Source organism: Paenibacillus sp. FSL L8-0494 (assembly GCF_038003695.1).
Lineage (GTDB): Bacteria > Bacillota > Bacilli > Paenibacillales > Paenibacillaceae > Paenibacillus_AQ > Paenibacillus_AQ odorifer.
This window is the reverse complement of the sequence record NZ_JBBOPQ010000001.1, coordinates 6,319,567-6,339,699: the sequence shown is the minus strand read 5'-3', so window position 1 is coordinate 6,339,699 and position 20,133 is coordinate 6,319,567. Positions and strand designations below refer to the sequence as shown.

General features: G+C 43.3%; 14 protein-coding genes and 1 riboswitch. Of the genes, 4 read left to right on the top strand and 10 right to left on the bottom strand.

What is annotated here, in order from left to right; genetic code table 11:
• Nucleotides 1–12: 12 nt before the first annotated feature.
• The 5 genes from NYE35_RS28690 to NYE35_RS28670 form a co-directional block, all read right to left on the bottom strand.
• Entirely contained in the window at nt 13–1,671 is a 1,659-nt protein-coding gene (locus NYE35_RS28690) for an HlyD family efflux transporter periplasmic adaptor subunit (RefSeq protein WP_038573521.1), read from the bottom strand.
• Nucleotides 1,668–3,896, bottom strand: a complete 2,229-nt coding sequence (locus tag NYE35_RS28685) for a peptidase domain-containing ABC transporter (RefSeq protein WP_370510553.1) — start codon at nt 3,894–3,896, stop codon at nt 1,668–1,670. Before NYE35_RS28685 ends, NYE35_RS28690 begins: the two co-directional genes overlap by 4 nt.
• 208 nt (nt 3,897–4,104) lie before the next feature.
• Nucleotides 4,105–4,353 (bottom strand): hypothetical protein, encoded by a 249-nt coding sequence (locus NYE35_RS28680; protein WP_341122300.1) that lies wholly within the window; start codon nt 4,351–4,353, stop codon nt 4,105–4,107.
• Nucleotides 4,354–4,365: 12 nt separating this feature from the next.
• Complete coding sequence (locus NYE35_RS28675) at nt 4,366–4,620, bottom strand: hypothetical protein (protein ID WP_036678596.1); 255 nt, start codon at nt 4,618–4,620, stop codon at nt 4,366–4,368.
• Between the two features lie 437 nt (nt 4,621–5,057).
• Nucleotides 5,058–5,531 carry a hypothetical protein gene (locus tag NYE35_RS28670; RefSeq protein WP_341122299.1) on the bottom strand — a complete coding sequence of 158 codons (474 nt, stop codon included), beginning with the start codon at nt 5,529–5,531 and terminating at the stop codon, nt 5,058–5,060.
• A gap of 313 nt (nt 5,532–5,844) precedes the next feature.
• Between NYE35_RS28670 and NYE35_RS28665 the strand changes: the two genes are divergently transcribed.
• Nucleotides 5,845–6,636 (top strand): helix-turn-helix transcriptional regulator, encoded by a 792-nt coding sequence (locus NYE35_RS28665; RefSeq protein WP_036678603.1) that lies wholly within the window; start codon nt 5,845–5,847, stop codon nt 6,634–6,636.
• Between the two features lie 118 nt (nt 6,637–6,754).
• Here NYE35_RS28665 and gcvPB read toward each other — a convergent pair whose 3' ends face one another.
• The 3 genes from gcvPB to gcvT all read right to left on the bottom strand — a co-directional run bounded on the left by gcvPB (nt 6,755) and on the right by gcvT (nt 10,784).
• Nucleotides 6,755–8,215, bottom strand: a complete 1,461-nt coding sequence (gcvPB, locus tag NYE35_RS28660; protein WP_036678605.1) for an aminomethyl-transferring glycine dehydrogenase subunit GcvPB — start codon at nt 8,213–8,215, stop codon at nt 6,755–6,757.
• Nucleotides 8,212–9,564 (bottom strand): aminomethyl-transferring glycine dehydrogenase subunit GcvPA, encoded by a 1,353-nt coding sequence (gene gcvPA, locus NYE35_RS28655; RefSeq protein ID WP_036678609.1) that lies wholly within the window; start codon nt 9,562–9,564, stop codon nt 8,212–8,214. Before gcvPA ends, gcvPB begins: the two co-directional genes overlap by 4 nt.
• 107 nt (nt 9,565–9,671) lie before the next feature.
• Nucleotides 9,672–10,784, bottom strand: coding sequence for a glycine cleavage system aminomethyltransferase GcvT (gene gcvT / locus NYE35_RS28650; protein ID WP_094901220.1), 1,113 nt, complete (start codon nt 10,782–10,784; stop codon nt 9,672–9,674).
• A 186-nt stretch (nt 10,785–10,970) separates the two neighbouring features.
• A riboswitch (glycine riboswitch) is annotated at nt 10,971–11,069 on the bottom strand.
• A gap of 278 nt (nt 11,070–11,347) precedes the next feature.
• On the opposite strand from gcvT, the gene gcvH reads away from it, so the two are divergent.
• On the top strand, nt 11,348–11,740 hold the full coding sequence (gene gcvH / locus NYE35_RS28645; RefSeq protein ID WP_036678614.1) for a glycine cleavage system protein GcvH: 393 nt from the start codon (nt 11,348–11,350) through the stop codon (nt 11,738–11,740).
• Between the two features lie 428 nt (nt 11,741–12,168).
• On the opposite strand, the gene NYE35_RS28640 is transcribed toward gcvH, so the two are convergent.
• Together NYE35_RS28640 and NYE35_RS28635 are read right to left on the bottom strand one after the other, a co-directional pair.
• A complete protein-coding gene (locus NYE35_RS28640) occupies nt 12,169–12,999 on the bottom strand; it encodes a flagellar motor protein MotB (protein WP_036678617.1) in 831 nt (276 codons plus the stop codon).
• A complete protein-coding gene (locus NYE35_RS28635) occupies nt 12,996–13,778 on the bottom strand; it encodes a flagellar motor protein (protein ID WP_038573511.1) in 783 nt (260 codons plus the stop codon). Before NYE35_RS28635 ends, NYE35_RS28640 begins: the two co-directional genes overlap by 4 nt.
• A 179-nt stretch (nt 13,779–13,957) precedes the next feature.
• On the opposite strand from NYE35_RS28635, the gene uvrB reads away from it, so the two are divergent.
• Together uvrB and uvrA are read left to right on the top strand one after the other, a co-directional pair.
• Nucleotides 13,958–15,949 carry an excinuclease ABC subunit UvrB gene (gene uvrB, locus NYE35_RS28630; protein WP_036678623.1) on the top strand — a complete coding sequence of 664 codons (1,992 nt, stop codon included), beginning with the start codon at nt 13,958–13,960 and terminating at the stop codon, nt 15,947–15,949.
• Between the two features lie 493 nt (nt 15,950–16,442).
• On the top strand, nt 16,443–19,316 hold the full coding sequence (gene uvrA / locus NYE35_RS28625; RefSeq protein ID WP_036678625.1) for an excinuclease ABC subunit UvrA: 2,874 nt from the start codon (nt 16,443–16,445) through the stop codon (nt 19,314–19,316).
• Nucleotides 19,317–20,133: the final 817 nt, after the last annotated feature.

Below are 20,133 nucleotides of genomic sequence, written 5' to 3'. Positions count from 1 at the left end.
CTGGCAACCTCACTATTCCTTTAAGTTGATTTTTTCAAGAACAAAATCAATGATCTTCTTGGAGTCGGTAATAACAGAGGCTTGCGCTATCATCCCTACACGAAGCTCTCCACGTTCACCTCTGCGATTAACAAGTGGGTCATTGGATATCGTTGCTTCCACCAAATAGTAGCTTAGACCGTCTTGCTGAACAATTGAATCTGTGCTGATAGATGTAATCGTACCTTTTTGGGAACCGAAACTTTGTTTAGGGAAGGCTGAAAAGCTGAAATCAACTTTATTGCCAATCGCTATTTTTCCTGCTTCTGCGTTAGGTACGGCGATGCTCATTTTATATTTTGACTCGTTGCTAGGAATAATGGAGATCAAGGCTTCGCCGGATTGTACCATGTCCCCGATGTTGGTTTCTTTTAAAATATTAATGGTCCCAGAAATTGGTGCTATGAGCAGTCTTTTGTTTCGTTCAAGCTCAAGTTGCTTAATAGCCTCTTGCAGCGTAATTAAGGTTCTTTTATTTTCTTCTATTGCTGAATGAATCTGTACAATACGGTCAAGTTTCAACTTTTCCAATGAGGTTTTTTCGGTTGACCGGTTAAGTTTCTCTTGATTCAGTAGATCATTTTGCTGCTCAGCCAGCTGTTTCTTTTGCATTTCTAAAGTTTTTCGTTCTGAAACTGAGGGATCATGCCCATTTATTAGCAAATCGAGGCTGACCTCTATCTCAACCAATTGTTGATTGTAATTGGTGATATTGCTTTCTGCGCTGAGCACGGCTTCGGTTTGGAATTGGTTGATTTGCAAATATGAACTTTCATATAGATGCTGTTCATCTGTAATCTGAGATTGAGGCACAAGGCGGTCCCCCAAGCTGAGCGAACGGTTGTAGATTTCTTTTTTCTCAGCAGATTGTTTAGATAGTTGCACATATTTAATTTGGTATGTATTATATTGTTCCGTCCGTTTGGTATCTGTAGATGGAAGCAGATTTTGATTCTCTTTGATGGATTGCACAAGCAATTTCTCGTTTGTAATTTCAACATTCAGCAGTTTCTTTTTTCGTTCCAGTTCAATTTTATTTTGAAGAGATTTATCCAAACTGGATTCGGCACTAAAGGCAGAAGATTCTTGCAAACCTATATTCTCGTGAATGGCAGCTGTAAGCTGATCCTGGGTTCCTTGATAGGTCTGCTGCTGCTGGCTGTATTCAAGGAGAAATTGTTCTACCATGTCATAATAGTAAACTTCGTCTGCATGTTCAGAAGAAAATTGATTGTTTAAATTGCTAATGCTTTGTTTATAAAGCTCGAGATAGTGCAGTTTCTTAGTGAGCTTATTGATTTCGGAGTTACGATTGGATAATTCTATATCGAGTTCTTTATGCTCAAAGGAAATTAACTGCTCGCCCTGCTTAATTTGCATCCCTTCATGGATATATACCTGTTCCACTTTTCCCACAGATGAAGTCTGAATGGTACTGACTTTTTCATTGGGCCTAACTACAGCAGAGGCTTTGGCGACTTCATCGATCTGGCCAAAATAGGACCAGACCAACGCAGACCCCAATAGAATAAATAAGATAAGTATGAAAATAGAAATCACAGGACTGGTCTTGGATTCCATGATTTCTCTGCTATCGGTCATTTCTGATAAGTTATGTATTTGTGCGCTCATACGAGAGACACCTCGCCTACTCCTGCAGCAGCATATTGAATGGTGTGATCTTGTTTTTGTTCAACCCCGGGGAGTTGATCTTTCCACAAGCCGTAGTACTTTCCACGGTAATCTAGAAGCTCCTGATGTGTCCCACACTCAATAATCCGCCCCTGATCCATGACATAAATTCGGTCACAACGCATGATTGTACTCAAACGGTGAGCGATAATAATCGTAGTCATGTCTTCAAAAGCATTGATCGTCTCCGATACTGCCTTCTCCGTTGTAGAATCCAGGTTACTAGTGGCTTCATCCATAATAAGAATATCCGGCTGTTTGAGCACCGCTCTGGCGATAGCCAGTCGCTGCTTCTGTCCTCCGGAAATATTGGTCGCATTCTCTTCTAACAAAGTGTTGTAGCGGAGTGGAAGCTGATTGATGAATTCGTGAGCCTGTGCGGTTTGGCAGGCGGTAACAATCAGTTCCAAATCCATATCCTGATCGACACCCAGACATAGATTTTCCCGAATTGTTCCGCTAAAAAAGAAAGTATCCTGTGAGATATATGCGATCCGCTGTCTTAAGCTATCTAAATGAATATCTTTAATGTTGTAGTTGTTAATTAAGATATCGCCTTCTTCGTGTTGGTAAAATTGCATAATTAATTTGATTAGTGTGGTTTTACCCGAGCCGCTCTCACCGACAAAGGCAATTTTCTCACCCTGTCTAAGTGTCAAATCGATATCATGAAGTACAAGGGAACGTGTACCGTATCTGAAGCTGACACGATCAAATTTAATATCACCTTTTAATGAAGCAGGTTGAATCTTCTTGTCCTCATCATTATGCTTCTCCGCTTCCAAATCAAGAATTTCTCCTAATCGGTCAGCAGCGACAATGGCCGTTTGCAAAGTGGGCTGGAGGTTGATTAAGTTCTGGATGGGTTGCAGGAAGTAAGCCAATAACGAGTTATAGGTAATCAATTGGCCCATTGTCATATTGCCTTTTATCACTTGTCTTGCTCCGACCCACAGTATGGCTACTCCTCCAACGAGTTGTACAAAACTCTTGAGGGAGGCTTGAATGTTATTGAAAAGACCAAAACTGAAGACAGATCTCAGAAATGAGATGAACTTCTGTTCAGTTTCATAGCCCACTTTCGATTCTGCATGATAGGCTTTAACTGTCTCGATACCATCTATTGATTCAACAATATAGGAGGTGAGCTGAGCATTTTTTTCCATCTGTTCGCGGTTTAAACGGTCAAATGGTTTGTGGAAGCTCCAAACCAATACCAGATACATTGGCACCATAAGTATAGTAATTCCGAATAAAAGAGCACTTTGCGAATATAGAATAATTCCACCGGCAATAACCATGATAATATCGATCATGATGGTTAGTGTTGCGCTGGAAATGGCATCTCGTACTTTCGAAGCATCCATAAGCCTTGATATTATTTCTCCTGTCTTACGTGTACCAAAAAAATTCATTGGGAGCTTTAACACATGGTGGTAATAGCCAAGTATGAGTGAAATATCGAGTTTTTGGCTCAACGTCAGTAAGATATGGCTACGAAAGGCATTTAATAATATTTGAAATATGTAGAGAATGATGACTCCAACAGATATTATGTTAAGTGTCTTTTTTAATCCAAAGGGTAGAATTTCGTCTAAAAGAAATTGGAAATAGAATGCAGCAAGTATACCTAAGATAGTGTAGAGTATAGATGTTAGAAAAATTCCTCCTAGCATTCTTTTTTGAGGAATCAGCAATCCAAAGAAACGAGCAAATAGACCTTTTGTTTGGTCCCCTTTTTTGAATTGAGGAGTGGGTACCATTAAGATAAGGACACTTGTCCAGATTTGGAAGAAATCTTCCGGTGTATATTTAACTATGCCTTGGACTGGATCTGCAACAATTATTTCCTTATTTGATATTTTATGGATTACAACATAGTGTAATAATGTCTGATCTATAATGACATGGGCAATAGCGGGAAGTGGGAAGTTTTCGAAGAAGGCTTCATGGCTTCCCTTGACTCCTTTTGCTGTAAACCCAAGTTTTTCTGCTGCTTTTATGAGTCCATATATATTGGTTCCCATTTTATCAGTTCCGGCTACTTCACGAATTTTAGTGATTGGATATTTGAGACCGTATTGTTTGGAGATAGTTGCTAGACAGGCTGCACCGCAGTCTTTAATATCAAGCTGTTTAATACAATAGTATTTCTTAAACAGAATAAACCCCACCTACTATTAGTGATTTGTACATATTCATTGGGATCAACAATATCTTATCCATGTAGAGAATGATTTCGTAACTGAAACAAAATCTTTTTGTAAATAAGCCTCACTAGAAGATTGCTTCTCTGACCTAATAGAAATCATAATAAGCTCCAAGTGAATGATATTTATTCTCTTGGAGCTACTAAATATTCAGGAAAGTGTTTTATATATTTTTATTAGCAATTCCTGCGGAAATTATAATGATACTAGATGTAGTTAAGGCAGTATAGCCAAAGGCGCATGCTGCTACTACTGGAAGACTAACTGGTGCTGTTGCCGCAACTGCTATTAAAGTGGCTCCAGCAATAACTCCACCTATACCAGTTGCAATTTGTCCCCAAAGAGCACCGCCCTGAATATCGTACAATTCAGATCCTTTTAATAATTCAAAACCACTACTTGAAATTTCCAATTCAATCCCCCCTTATCCAAATATTGCGACTCCTACGCCTGCTACTGCAGCAGCTAAACCTAATGCAGGAAGAGCTGGTACTGTGGCAATTGCTCCTAAGATTGCGCAGCTACTAGCGATTGCTGGTACTCCAGCAGCAGCAACCCCAACGCCCACTACTGAAGAGGCTACGCCGACTGCTTTAGTTAACCAGCCACCACCATTAAGATCCATCAACGAAGATAAATCAAGTTCTTCAAACGTACTATGATTAAAACTGAGTTCCATTATGTCACCTCCTTTAATCATGATTTATATTAAATCGGGAGTGAATGATCAAATGAAAATCCCTGATTTAATTCCATATTCATTTTTCGTGTTTGGCTAGAAAATTCAATCCAATTAATATGAGAGCGATAAATCCTGTGAAACAAAAGGGTATCCATATGGGACCATTAGTAATCCTATTCATTTTGGCTATCAATATAATTCCTGAGCAAATAACTGAAAAATACACCTTCCAAAGCTTAATATTTTGATTTCCCAGTCTAAGCTTATTCCATTCACTGATGATAAATAGATTCAAAATCAAAAGAGTTCCTAATACAGTAATTGTAGTATCTTGAAAGGTATCGATATAATAAATAAAACTCAAGATAGTGAAAATTAATGTGATACTAAAACAGAAAATCACTATTTTTTTTTTCATAGCCGGCTCCTCATTTTTATAAAATAGATGGATTTACACCTACATAAATGTCAATAATCATTTTTTCTAAGGAAGCTTCAGAGTTATCTGAAGTGTACACATTATAAAATGCTGTGATTTGTTGAAGTCCCTTATCTGATATGTACTTTATAATAGATTCATATGTACTTTGTACTCCAACAGGGTTCCCCATGAATCTGCAGGATAGGGCATTAACTAAGTGGAAAATTTTTTTGTGTTTATAAGTTTGATCTGATGGAAAAGGCTTATTGAGAGGAATCATAATCTCCATGTCCATTAAATATTCCCCATTAACAATCTCCACCGAGAATGTGCTCGTAATAAGGGGTCCTGCTTTCACTGCTTGATATTTTTCTATTATTTTTGCAGTTTGAGCTATTTCTATTTGTAATTCTTCTTGATTCATCTTCTTTCTAACGGAAAGGACATTTTCAAGCAAAATTTCTTGATTTTTTTGAATTTCAAACAATTCAGCACCTCCTAAAAAAGATCATAACTATGTGAATTTTCACAAACCTATCGTAATTGTTAAACTCCCTGATGAGTGGATTAATAACTTTATAGTAACTAGAATATCTATTAAGATACATATCCCTCAGTACATATTCCCTTTTGAGTTAATCTGTGCTAAAATATATTTTTTTTACAATAAATCCACTTTATTTAACAATTTTTTATCTTTTTGATCTAACACAAACCTCACGACTTATGTCATTGTTTTCTTTTGAATGGAGTGTTATGCTCTGTTTAATTAATACCATAAGTTGGGAGAATGGTTTGTTTTGGATATTCTTGAATGTGAACGAGCTTGGTTTACGGTAGATGATGTAGATAAAAAATCTAATAATTCCTTGTGTGAATTTTGCCAACCTTGGAGTAACCTCAAAACAGAAAAATCCTTTTCTATAGAAGAGCTGGTTCCCTACGAGGTATTGGTTGAAGTACTACATTCAGAATTGGCGAAAGTAACGGAATTTCTCTTATTGCCCTTTGTTTTTTTCTTAACAGATCAAGCCGGCAATATTATTAATATTGTTGCTCCTTTCGAAGCGTTTCAGAAGAAAGTAGATCATTTTGGAATTAGGAGTGGAACTAACCTTTCGAAGCAATTCTCTGGAGTAAATGCAGTTTCACTAGCGATGGAGGTTAAATCAATTGCAGTAGTGCGTGGAGAAGAGCATAGTATGCCAATGTTTAAAGAGTGGAATTGTGTATGCGCTCCTATAATGATAAATGGTTGTATATGTGGATATATCGACATTTCATTTGAAGCCGAGAGGCAAATTGGCTTTTCGATTCTCTTTATTAAACAATTATCCGAAAAGATTGTTCTGAAGTTGAAGGAACGAAGCCCAAAGTTAATTGAGTACAGATTTCAGGAAAAGTGTGATTCGTATCGATTATCGCCCAGAGAAAGGGAGGTAGCGTATCACTGGTCACTAAGAAAAGGTGCGTTGCAAATTTCCAATGACCTTAATGTGAAAGAGGGGACTGTGCGGAATATCGTTAAGAGTATTTATAGTAAGATGGATATCAGCGAGAGATGGGAATTGATAGAAATACTTAAGTTGTAAATTTTGATGATAAACATCAAAATACTCGTTTGTACATAAGATATAAAAGCCATCCTCCGAAATTAATCAACAACGGAGGATGGCTTTTATCTGTCTAGAACATTTTTTTGATAAGTACTTAACCGCAAGAACAATTCAAAACTGGCTTACGCGCAGCCTGTGTCTCATCCAAACGGCTAATCTCTGTGGTATGCGGTGCGTTGATTACAATTTCTGGTGTCTCCTGCGCTTCTTTCACAATCTGAATCATCGTATCGATGAAGCCGTCGAGCGTTTCTTTACTTTCGGTTTCCGTCGGCTCGATCATCATGCATTCCTCAACAGTCAGAGGGAAGTACACGGTTGGCGGGTGGTAGCCGAAGTCGAGCAATCGTTTAGCAACGTCTAAGGTGCGCACGCCATATTGCTTGAGGTTTTTGCCGGACATCACGAATTCATGCTTACATACACCCGGATATGGGATTTCAAAATACGGCGCCAGACGGTGCATCATATAGTTCGCATTCAGCACAGCATTTTCGGATACCTCACGCAGTCCGTCTGGACCATAGGTCCGGATATAGGCATAGGCACGAACCAGAATACCAAAGTTTCCATAAAAAGCTTTCACGCGTCCAATAGATTCAGGACCACCGAAGTGAAGTGAGAAGCTGCTATCTTCATTCTTTACCACAGTAGGTTGTGGCAAGAATGGAATGAGGATAGATTTTACGCCGACTGGTCCGGCTCCAGGGCCGCCACCGCCATGTGGGGTGCTCATTGTCTTATGCAAGTTCAGATGCACAACGTCAAAGCCCATGTCGCCAGGGCGGGTAATGCCCATAATGGCATTGGAGTTGGCTCCATCGTAATAGAGTAAGCCCCCTGCTTCATGCACGATCTCAGCAATCTCGACAATTTGGGTCTCGAACAAGCCGAGTGTGCTTGGGTTAGTCAGCATCAGTGCGGCTGTGTCGCTACCGACGGCTGCCTTCAGTGCTTCAAGATCGACCATTCCTTTATCTGTGGAAGGGATCGTGATCGTTTCAAGTCCTGCTGCTGAGGCACTAGCAGGATTGGTTCCGTGCGAGGAATCCGGCACGATAACCTTAGTACGCGTCTCGCCGCGACTTTCATGGTAGGCGCGGATCATCATGAGGCCGGTCCATTCACCATGAGCACCTGCGGCAGGCTGTAAGGATACTGCATCCATGCCCGTCAGCGCGGACAGATCATTTTGTAGGGTATACATTAATTCAAGTGCGCCTTGAATACTTTCTTCCGGTTGGTAGGGATGAATTTTGGCGAAGCCGGAGAAGCGGGCAACATCTTCGTTAATCTTCGGATTGTATTTCATCGTGCATGAACCGAGTGGATAGAAGCCATTGTCTACACCAAAGTTGCGACGTGAAAGAGAAGTGTAGTGACGAATGACATCCACTTCCGATACTTCTGGAAGTACGACGGGTTCGCTACGGAGTAAATCCGATGGAATTAGGGATTCCAAGGTTTCTTCCTGCGGCACATCGCATAGTGGCAAAGAATAGGCCGAACGGCCCGGACGGCTTAATTCAAAAATTAGACTTTGCTCCGGTTTCATAAACAGCCCTCCAGTGCGCTAGCGAATTGGTCGATTTCGGTTTTGCTTCTTTTTTCCGTTACGGCAACCAGCATATGTCCAGCAAGTTCAGGATAATCACGACCCAGATCATAACCCCCAAGATAACCTTCCTTCAGCAGCTTCGAATTAATAGAGGCCACACTGCTGCCTTCAGGAAGCTTCACGACAAATTCGTTAAAGAATGGGGAGGAGAAGGCAAGTTCAGCACCTGTTAGTCCGCTGAGTTTATTAGCAGCGTAATGGCTTTTGCGAATATTTAGCTCGCCTACTTCACGCATGCCTTCTTTGCCCATAACGGACAAGTAGACGGATGCGCAGAGAGCCAGCAGCGCCTGATTGGAGCAGATATTCGATGTCGCTTTTTCACGACGAATATGCTGCTCACGCGCTTGAAGTGTAAGAACGAAGCCACGTTTACCGTTACGGTCTACCGTTTGGCCAACGATCCGGCCTGGCATGCGGCGCATCAGGTGATCAGCTACGGCAAAGAATCCGCAAGTTGGACCCCCGAGAGAAGCTGGAATACCAAGTGGCTGAGCATCACCCACTACGATGTCGGCTCCAAGTTTGCCCGGAGTTTCAAGTACACCTAGAGCTATTGGGTTCGCGCTGACTACAAGAAGACCTTTAACCGCGTGAATCAGCGGCTCAACCGAGCGAAGATCCTCGATGCTGCCGAAGAAGTTAGGCGATTGAATAAGCACTGCGGCAGTATCTCCATCGATAGCTTCAGCGAGTTTAGCTTGATCGGTAACACCGTCTTTATAGTCAATCTCCACCACCTCCAGACCCCAAGCATTAGCCGAAGTACATAGCACTTGGCGAGCCTCAGGATGAACGGTACGGGAGACGATTAATTTTTTGCGTTTGGTAGCACCAGCCGCGAGAACCGCTGCTTCGGATAAAGCTGTAGCGCCATCATACATACTGGCATTGGCAACTTTCATACCGGTTAGTTCGCAAATGTAGGATTGGAATTCGAAGATCGCTTGCAGCTCACCTTGGCTGATCTCCGGTTGATAAGGAGTGTAGGCAGTGTAGAATTCAGAACGGGAAATGACATGGTTGATGACCACAGGGATGTGATGATCGTATAATCCGGCGCCGAGGAAGCTGGCGTGAGAATCAAAGTCGGCATTTTGGTCAGCCAAACCTTTCATGTGGCGCAGCAGGGCGTATTCATCGAGTGGTTCAGACATCGGCATAGTGCCTTGGTAACGTACCGCTTCAGGAATATCGGAGAACAGCTCATCTATAGACTGAATCCCGACGGCCTCCATCATCTCTACGCGGTCCTGTTCTGTCATGGGCAGATAACGGTGCTTCATTAAGGTTTCACTCCTTGGCTTTTTTTAAAATATAAGAAAGTACAATTTTCACGCTATACTTTATCCTTCTATTTCTCGCTTAAAAGCTCACCGTCCTTATATGGACGCTAAAGGCGTTTATACTTGTAAAAAGGGGCCTTGATCACTACAGCCTTAAGCTGCTTGCCGCGTATCTCTACGTAAACCTCTGTGCCTATTTCACTGTAAGCAGCATCAATCAAAGCCAACCCCAGGTTCCGTTTCAGCGTAGGGGACTGTGTTCCGGTTGTGACCTCACCAATCTTAACCCCATCTGCCCAAACAGGATAATGGGAGCGTGGAATGCCTCGATCAATCATTTCTAGGCCGACAAGGCGACGGGGAATCCCAGCTTCTTTTTGCTGTATTAGTGCATCGCGTCCGATAAAGTCTATTTTGTCCAGCTTCACGAAGAACTGTACTCCTGCTTCAAGCGGGGTGATGTCAGCGGATAGTTCCTGACCGTACAGTGGTAATTTTGCCTCAAAACGCAGGGTATCCCGTGCACCCAGTCCAGCAGGTGTTAATCCGTGGGGCGCGCCTGCTGCAAGCAGTCCGTTCCATAACGTTTCTGCACCTTCCAGCGGAGCGTAAATCTCGAAGCCATCTTCACCGGTATAACCCGTACGGGAGATAAGTACCTCTACACCGCAAACGGTGGCGCGTTCGATGAAATGGAAAGGCTTGAGTGTTGAAATAGGAGCATCAGTAACTTCCGCGAGAATGGTTTCTGCCAGAGGACCCTGCAAGGCGAGCAAAAGCGTCTCGTCAGAGACATTAGTGAGCGTGACTTCGCCGAATTCAGAGGTCAAATGCTCTTGCAGCCACTGGAAGTCTTTGTCGATGTTGGAGGCATTAACGACGAGCATATAATGCCCTTCGCTTAGGCGATACACGAGTAGATCGTCGACAACTCCGCCATTTGGATAACAGAGCAGTGTATATTGTGCCGCACCATCCGTGAGACGGCTGACATCATTGGTTGTCATTTTTTGCAAAAAGGCTTCTGCACCGCTCCCAATCACCATGAATTCACCCATATGCGAGACATCGAACAGCCCAGCCTGCTGGCGAACGGCTTCATGCTCTTTTACGATACCTGTAAACTGTACTGGCAGCTCCCAGCCACCGAAGTCAATGCATCTGGATTCCGCATAAGCGGAATAGAGATCATAAAAAGGTGTTCTTCTCAAAGCATCCATGTCGTCACTCCCCTTGATCTGATTACATACGAAAAAAGGACAGGCAGAAGCAATCATGCATAAATGCACAAATCGCTTTCTGCTCTGTCCTTTGTACCTGAGAGTTACCCTGCCGTAACTAGCTTGCAGGTTTCCCCGTTGGTGATCTGACGCATCTAGCCTTGCGTCTGATGCTCTCCAGAGATACGTCCGACAAAGGTCCTTTTGCCTGAGAGATTCACCCCTGTTAGGGCTTACTCCTTCGGCGCCGTCTTCAAGTGAGACAGTCTCTCCCTATGCCATCATCCGCAACTATATTTATTTCAAATATAAGAAAGTATATGGTTCACATTATACATTATCCTTATATTTCTCCGAGAAACGGCGATTGTCTATAAAAAGACGACAACGTCGTTTCTTCTTGTATGTCTCCATTAAACGGGTATAGTCGGGCGCTGTCAACAAGAAAACGTCGAAAAAATGACAAATTTAAATTTCCTGTTAGTAATATTGACATTGTGAGCCGGGATAACTTAGGCTATAACTAAATTTAGAACTCCAAATTGGAAATGAGGCGGCTTGAAATGAGTGAAGTATTAGACAACCTTCTTTACAGCGAAGAGCATGAATGGGCACAGCAAGTAGAAGGACGAGTAGTACGTGTTGGGATTACGGACCATGCTCAGCATTTATTAGGCGACATCGTATTTGTTGAGTTTCCTGAGGTAGGATCAACCATTTCGGCCGGTGACAGCGTAGGCAGTATCGAATCCGTTAAGACGGTATCGGAATTGTATTCGCCCGTCTCTGGGACGGTTACCAAGGTGAATGATGGATTAGAAGCTAGTCCGGAGCTTATCAATGATCAGCCATATGGCGGGGGTTGGATTTTTGAGATTGAAGTTGATGGAGAATATGCTGATGCTGTAAAAGGTCTGTTAGATGCAGCCGGTTATAGCGCGTTAGTTGCTGAATAATTGGAAATTGGGGACGGGAAATAGTCTGATCAAGTGTGATGTTTTTAGCAGCAAGTTTCTGCGATTTGGGGACTTGCTGTTTGTGTTTCTTATGTAGATTGTGCGAGTATTCGTAAACCCAATCGAGTGGTTTGAGGGTCTAGTGGAGTATGGAATTAGGGAAAACCTCCCTCATTTTAGACGATTATAGCTTGAGAGTTAGGGTTTTAGGGAATTCCTCCCTAATCATCTCGGTAAAACCACTATTTCAGACTAAAAAGAGTAATAATCAGGGAGTAATTCCCTCATTCCGCGATTGGATACGATAATAGGTGAATAATCAGGGAGGTTTTCCCTAATTAAATTGGATGAAGCCCCTTGTTAGCTCAATGTGGTAATTGCAAAGGCTCCTGCCGCCGAACTTAGCTCTGAGCGCAAACAACTATATTTTATTCCACCTCTTGAAGCTGTCGAAGTACAATGATCTCTACGCGTCGATTTTTTTGTTTGCCTGCTACCGTAGTATTATCTGCTGTTGGTCGGGTATCGGCATAACCTGCATATTGAAAAGTGTCCGGGTTCAGTCCTTCATTATCTAAGAAAAAGCGCAGCACAGAAAGCGCACGAGCACCCGATAGCTCCCAATTGTCGTTATAACGGGAAGCTGATGACACTGGTGTATTATCCGTATGTCCTTCAATGCTGATCGTTGCCCCGATATCTTTGAATAAGCCTGACAACTGCTGAAGAGCAGGAAGGGCTGGTGACTTCACATCTGCTTTACCCACATCAAAAAGAAAACGGTCGCTGAGCGTGATTTCTATGCCCTGCGGTTTGTCGGCTACAAATATTTGTTCACCGAGATTATTCTCCTCCACATAGTGGGTGATCACACCCATTAACTCAGCAAGCTTCGCCTCTTGTTCTCGAAAAGCCAACTCCCGTGCTGAAGGTGTTTCATTCTCCGTTTGTTTATCAGAACCGTCATTTGGTTTTGCAGTTGCGTTCCCATTCCCATCTGTACTCTCTGGTTTGTTGTCAGGGGTCTTTCCAGCATCTAAAATACCATCTCCGCCTTCAAGAACAGTGCTGCTCGACTTGAAAGTCTGGGATAAAGAGCCGGTTACGATATTGTATTTGTCAGTGTCCAGGCTGCTCATCGCATACAATATAACGAAAAATATAAGTAAAAGCGTAATTAGATCTGCGTAAGTAATCATCCAACGATCACGGCTTTCTCGATTCTCTACCCGCCGTTTGCGCCGGTCTCTTTGTCTCATATAAAACCTCTTGCTTCTGCACGGTCATCTGTGGTGGTGTCTGAAATGAAGGAGTTCAGTTTTTTACGCACCAGCAACGGATGATCCCCGTTTTGTAGAGAAAGAATGCCTACTAGCAGCATCTCCATGCTATGCAGCTCACTTTGGCTGCGGGATTTGATTTTGGAAGCAATGGGTAAAAATATTAGATTAGCGATGGCTACTCCGTACAGTGTTGCAGTGAACGCTACTGCGATAGAGGTACCTAGATTTGATGGGTCTGTAAGGTTGCCCAGTACCCTAATGAGTCCCATAACTGTACCGATGATCCCCATCGTTGGAGCATATCCACCAGCGGCTTCAAAAATCTTGGCGTAGCTTTCATGCTTCAATTCTTTCGCATCCATTTCCAATTCCAAAATCTGTCTTACCTGCTCAGGGTCAGTGCCATCGACGATAAGCAGCAGTCCTTCACGGGTAAAAGGATCAGGATGTACCTCCGCTTGTTTTTCGAGCATTAAAACGCCGCCACGGCGGGCCACTGTGGCCATTGCGATGAGCTCTTCTGCCTTCTCTTCATCACGTTCAGGATTGCGGCCAAAAGCCATGCGCAGAGCGGTGGGAATGGAACGTAGCTTAGCTGCCGGGAAGCTGATCATTACGGCGGCAATCGTACCTCCAAATACAATCAAAGCTGCATTAAGCTGCAGCAGTCCGGAAAGGCTTCCGCCTTCCCAGAGGTAGCCGCCGATTAGCGCAGCCAGTCCGGCCACTAGGCCGATTATTGCGGTAATATCCATGCTTCAAGCTCCTAACATTTCTGTGTATTATGGTTTGCATCGATCTAAGCAACACTGTATAATGAACGGGAACACATATTCTTATCTTCCATATTTTTTACTATCGTATGGAGAGAGAAGATTCAGACAACAATTATAATATATTAATCTAGTTTAGACGATAGAGGGGAGACGGGCAAATGAGTGATATTGTCGTCAGTACGAAGACTTTTGAATTGGAGTCCGAGTATACACCCCAGGGCGATCAGCCTCATGCCATAGATGAATTACTACAAGGCATCCGGCAGGGTAAGAAGCACCAGACGCTGCTGGGAGCGACAGGTACAGGGAAGACCTTTACTGTCGCGCAAGTTATTTCCAAATTAAATCGCCCCACGCTGGTTATTGCGCATAACAAGACACTGGCTGCCCAGCTGGCAAGTGAGTTTAAGGAGTTTTTCCCGAATAATTCGGTAGACTATTTCGTCAGCTACTACGACTATTACCAACCAGAGGCGTACATTCCCTCCTCCGATACTTATATTGAGAAAGATTCCAGCATTAACGAAGAGATTGATAAACTTCGCCACTCCGCGACAAGCTCCTTGTTCGAACGGCGTGACGTTATTATTGTAGCGAGTGTGTCTTGTATTTACGGTCTCGGTTCACCAATGGAATACGGAAGCTTGCTGTTGTCCTTGCGGGTTGGGATGGAGAAGCCGCGCAATGAGATTCTGAGCAGACTGGTGGATATTCAATACCAGCGCAATGATATCAATTTTGTACGCGGAACATTCCGTGTACGTGGTGATGTGGTTGAAATCTTCCCGGCATCTCAGGGTGAACATGCGATTCGCGTTGAATTGTTTGGCGATGAGATTGAGCGGATCACTGAAATTGATGTTTTAACGGGTGAATTGATCGGTGAACGCGACCATGTCGCCATTTTTCCGGCTTCTCACTTTGTTACCAAGGAAGAAACGATGCGTGTAGCAATAGTCAATATTGAACGGGAGCTGGAAGAGCGGCTGACCGTGCTTCGTGACGCAGGCAAGCTCCTGGAAGCGCAACGTCTGGAACAACGGACACGTTACGATATTGAGATGATGAAGGAAGTGGGTTTCTGTTCGGGGATCGAGAACTATTCCGGGCCGCTAACCTTCAGGGAGCCAGGAGCAACTCCATATACGTTAATGGATTATTTTCCTGATGATATGTTAATTGTCGTAGATGAATCCCATGTTACCCTTCCGCAAATTCGGGCGATGTATAACGGTGACCGGGCGCGTAAGACAGTGTTGGTAGAGCATGGTTTCCGTCTGCCTTCTGCACTGGATAACCGTCCGCTTCAGTTCGAAGAGTTCGAAGATAAAGTGAACCAGATCATTTACGTTTCCGCGACACCTGGACCTTATGAAATGGAACACTGCGAAACTATGGTGCAGCAGATTATCCGTCCGACTGGGCTATTGGATCCAATCATTGAGGTTCGTCCTACAGAAGGCCAGATCGATGATCTGATTAGCGAAATCCGTGACCGGGTTGAACGTGATGAACGTGTACTCGTTACCACTTTGACGAAGAAGATGTCGGAGGATCTGACAGACTACTTTAAGGAAATCGGTATTAAGGTTCGTTATATGCACTCTGACATCAAAACACTGGAACGGATGGCGATCTTGCGGGATCTTCGTCTCGGTACGTTCCATGTACTGGTAGGGATTAACCTCCTGAGAGAAGGTCTCGACTTACCGGAGGTATCTTTAGTTGCAATTCTCGATGCCGATAAAGAAGGGTTCCTTCGTTCCGAACGTTCACTAATTCAGACGATTGGCCGTGCGGCTCGTAACTCTGAGGGTCGTGTAATCATGTATGGTGATCGTATAACTGATTCGATGGAGAAAGCGATGAGCGAAACATCGCGCCGTCGCGCCATTCAGATTGCTCATAATGAGAAACATGGCATTACCCCAACCACCATTAATAAAAAAGTGCGTGACATCATCGAGGCGACGAAGGTTGCTGAGTCTAAAGCCGATTATCTCACAGGTGTTGGTGGCAAGATGAATAAGAAAGAAAAACAAAGTCTGATCCAGCGTCTGGAAGCTGAAATGAAGGACGCTGCCAAGAACCTGCAATTCGAACGTGCGGCAGAGCTGCGTGACGCATTGCTGGAGCTTCGGGCTGAGTAACAAACCATTAATGCATCACCGATATTTAAAATAGGTATTGAACGGTGCTGTCCTAGACCGTTCTTTTTGAATCAATAGAGGGCCGCGTATCCAGTAATGTTTATGGCACTTAAACGTATCCCGCAGGGACAGCGCCCGCAATGTACTTGGCACTTACGCGTATCCCGTAGGACAGCACCAGGCAATGTACTTGGTACTTATGCGTATCCCGCAGGGACAGCACCATGCAACGTCTATGACAGTTGCTTGTACCTGCTTTTAGGTAGTGCGAGAATGTCCAAGCGGTCCCGCAGGGATAAGCGCTCTGAGCATTATAGTCACTAAGTTACGTCCCACCATACTCCTTCTCCAGAAAATGCGGGTGTCCAGAGGGTGCAACCCTTGGGGCCCTCCCTTGGAAGAGAGGGTTTGGGAGGGATCGAAAGGCTTTGAAAAGGCTTTGAGAATATTTTGAAATAAAGTTGAAATAGTTTTTTTAAAAGGAGAGGTTCCGTTGGCGAACGAAAATATTGTAATTAAAGGCGCGAGGGCGCACAATCTCAAAAACATCGATGTGACGATTCCACGTGACCGTTTCGTCGTGCTGACGGGACTTAGCGGCTCAGGTAAATCGTCGCTTGCATTTGATACGATTTATGCTGAAGGACAACGGCGTTATGTTGAATCTTTGTCGGCTTATGCACGTCAGTTTTTGGGACAAATGGAGAAACCAGATGTGGATTCAATTGATGGTTTGTCCCCGGCGATATCTATAGATCAGAAGACAACAAGCCGGAACCCACGCTCCACGGTAGGTACAGTTACGGAGATTTATGACTATTTGCGGTTGCTCTTTGCACGTATTGGTCATCCCCATTGCCCAGAGCATGGTATTGAGATTACCTCCCAGACCGTTGAACAGATGGTAGACCGGATTATGCAGTATCCCGAGAAAACTCGGTTGCAGATCCTGGCGCCAATCATTTCAGGACGTAAAGGTGAGCATAAAGGGCTCTTCACAGATATCTCCAAGCAAGGCTTCGTACGTGTGCGTGTGGACGGGGAGCTAAGAGATCTGTCTGAGGATATTGAACTAGAAAAGAATAAAAAACATACAATAGAAGTTGTGGTAGACCGGATCGTTGTTAAAGACGATGTGGAGACCCGACTGACGGATTCACTGGAGACGGCGCTTAAGCTTTCGGGCGGTAAAATCCTTGTGGATATCATCGGCCAGGAAGAGCTGCTTTTCAGTTCTAACTTTGCTTGTCCAATTTGTGGTTTTAGTATTGAAGAGTTGGCACCACGGATGTTCTCTTTCAACAGTCCGTTTGGAGCTTGTACAGAGTGTGATGGACTTGGCATGAAGATGGTGGTCGATCCAGACCTGCTTATTCCTGATGCTGAGAAATCCATCGAAGAAGGTGCTTTTTTAGCTTGGACTGGAAGTACTTCTAATTACTATCCGCAATTCCTGAAGTCGGTTTGTGAACACTTTAAAATTCCACAGAACGTTCCGGTAAGCAGTCTGACACCTGATCATATGAATAAATTACTGAACGGTACAGGCAGTGAGAAGGTCCGCTTCCGTTATGAAAATGATTTCGGTCAAAAGAAAGATGCGATGGTTGCTTTTGAAGGGATTATACCTAACCTAGAGCGGCGTTACCGTGAAACTGCTTCGGATGGTATTCGTGAATTTATCGAAGGATTTATGAGTGCTAAGCCATGTCATGTATGTAAAGGTAAACGTCTGAAAAAAGAAATATTAGCTGTGACTATCAATGATCATAATATTTCTGATGTTACGGACCTTTCAATAGGAGACTGCCAGCATTGGTTTGAAGAGATAAAATTGAGCGAAAAAGAAACAGCCATCGCCAATCTCATTCTAAAAGAGATCTGCAATCGGCTTGGATTCCTTGTGAATGTAGGCTTGGATTATTTGACGCTTAGCCGTGCAGCGGGTTCGCTTTCCGGTGGTGAGGCGCAGCGTATTCGGTTGGCTACTCAGATTGGTTCAAGTCTCATGGGTGTATTGTACATTCTGGATGAGCCAAGTATTGGCTTGCATCAACGGGACAATGATCGCCTGATCTCTACGCTTGCGCATATGCGTGATTTAGGCAACACGCTGATTGTTGTAGAGCATGACGAAGATACGATGATGGCAGCGGATTATATTATTGATATTGGTCCGGGCGCAGGTATTCATGGTGGACAAGTTATGGCTCAAGGGACGCCAGAAGAGATTATGAAAGATCCAAATTCATTAACGGGTGAATATTTAAGTGGACGTAAATTTATTCCGGTTACCGCTAAACGCCGTCCTACCGATGATCGATGGGTAGAAATACGTGGTGCTAAAGAGAATAACCTGAAAAATGTGAATGTGAAGATTCCATTAGGTGTATTTACAGCGGTGACAGGTGTATCGGGTTCCGGTAAATCCTCGCTTATCAACGAGATTCTTTACAAGAGTTTAGCACGGCAGCTGAATAAGGCTGTGAAGGTGCGTCCTGGTCAGCATAAAGAAATTCGTGGACTAGAAAATCTCGATAAGGTTATTGAAATCGATCAGTCGCCAATCGGGCGGACACCGCGCTCCAACCCAGCAACTTATACAGGTGTATTCGATGACATCCGTGACCTATTCTCCAAGACAAATGAGGCTAAGGTACGTGGTTTCCAAAAGGGACGCTTCAGCTTTAACGTAAAAGGCGGACGTTGTGAAGCTTGCCGTGGAGACGGGATCATTAAGATTGAGATGCACTTCTTGCCGGACGTATATGTCCCTTGCGAAGTATGTAAAGGCAAACGGTATAACCGCGAGACACTAGAAGTGAAATATAAAGGCAAAAACATTTCAGATGTGTTAGAGATGACGGTAGAGGACGCAACAGAGTTTTTTGTGAATATTCCGCGTATCCATCGTAAAATGCAAACACTGATGGATGTAGGACTTGGTTATATTAAGATTGGTCAACCGGGAACCACTTTATCCGGTGGTGAAGCACAGCGGGTAAAATTGGCTTCTGAGCTCTACCGTCGCAGCACGGGTAAAACACTTTATATTTTGGATGAGCCTACGACAGGCCTGCATGTAGATGACATTGGTCGTCTGCTTGAGGTATTGCATCGTTTGGTGGATTCCGGAGAATCGGTTCTTGTTATTGAACATAATCTGGATGTAATCAAGACAGCGGATTATATCATCGATATGGGACCGGAAGGTGGTAGCGGCGGTGGTACCGTCCTGGCAACAGGAACACCGGAGAAGATCATTACTGTCACAGAGTCTTACACAGGTAAATATCTGAAGCCGGTTCTGATTCGTGATACAGAGCGGACCGAAGCGCTTATGCTTGAGACGGCGGAAACCAAATAAACAGTGAGTAATATAACCTATGTATAATAAGGCCTCGGTATCTTGCCGGGGCTTTTATTGTAGGTTGTAAGCAATAATTTCTTGAAGGGAAACATCTGACAACTAACAGCTAATAGCTAACCTCGTCCTCTAGAATGGAGTCAAAGCCACTTAAGGCGTTGTAGGATTATCTGGTAATTGTGCGAAAGATGGCTCATAGATATATGATGTGATATTTCTAGCAAAAGTTATACGAATTCTATAGAAAAAATGGATTTAATAATAGGCAAGGTAGGCATATGTAGGACATGTTCGTAGTAAGATTCAATGAGGAGTATTCTGTTGATAGGGTTAACGGGTAATTGATTAAAGTTAGGGTCAAAAGTTCCTTGAAAACCGAATAATTAATCATCATATCACTCTATCAAATAACTGTTTGTTAGATTAGGGAAAACCTCCCTGAAAATCCGAGTTTTTAGATCATATAAGGTAAAATCCGGGAAAATCTCCCCAATTATCGGGTGAATTTACTCATATACCCGGTTTTCTAATGATTTTTAGGGAGGAATTCCCTGATAACCACAAAATGAACTGTTAATCGGACAATTTTAGGGAGAATTTCCCTAATTCTTTAAAAACCTAAATTTTGAGCTCAGAATGTTAAGTTCTAAGTTCTAAGTTCTAAGTTCTAAGTTCTAAGTTCTAAGTTCTAAGTTCTAAGTTCTAAGTTCTAAGTTCTAAGTTCTAAGTTCTAAATTTCAATTCACTGCTCAATTTATCTCAACTCTAAAGCAGTTAACGGACTTTCTATTGTAACCTTCATGACGATAGAGTTGAT

What these genes read in the sequence shown, in the direction of transcription:
- NYE35_RS28690 (WP_038573521.1), bottom strand. Translation starts at nt 1,671, where the DNA reads ATGAGCGCACAAATACATAACTTATCAGAAATGACCGATAGCAGAGAA.
- NYE35_RS28675 (WP_036678596.1), bottom strand. Translation starts at nt 4,620, where the DNA reads ATGGAACTCAGTTTTAATCATAGTACGTTTGAAGAACTTGATTTATCT.
- gcvPB (WP_036678605.1), bottom strand. Translation starts at nt 8,215, where the DNA reads ATGAAACCGGAGCAAAGTCTAATTTTTGAATTAAGCCGTCCGGGCCGT.
- gcvPA (WP_036678609.1), bottom strand. Translation starts at nt 9,564, where the DNA reads ATGAAGCACCGTTATCTGCCCATGACAGAACAGGACCGCGTAGAGATG.
- gcvT (WP_094901220.1), bottom strand. Translation starts at nt 10,784, where the DNA reads ATGGATGCTTTGAGAAGAACACCTTTTTATGATCTCTATTCCGCTTAT.
- gcvH (WP_036678614.1), top strand. Translation starts at nt 11,348, where the DNA reads ATGAGTGAAGTATTAGACAACCTTCTTTACAGCGAAGAGCATGAATGG.
- NYE35_RS28640 (WP_036678617.1), bottom strand. Translation starts at nt 12,999, where the DNA reads ATGAGACAAAGAGACCGGCGCAAACGGCGGGTAGAGAATCGAGAAAGC.
- NYE35_RS28635 (WP_038573511.1), bottom strand. Translation starts at nt 13,778, where the DNA reads ATGGATATTACCGCAATAATCGGCCTAGTGGCCGGACTGGCTGCGCTA.
- uvrB (WP_036678623.1), top strand. Translation starts at nt 13,958, where the DNA reads ATGAGTGATATTGTCGTCAGTACGAAGACTTTTGAATTGGAGTCCGAG.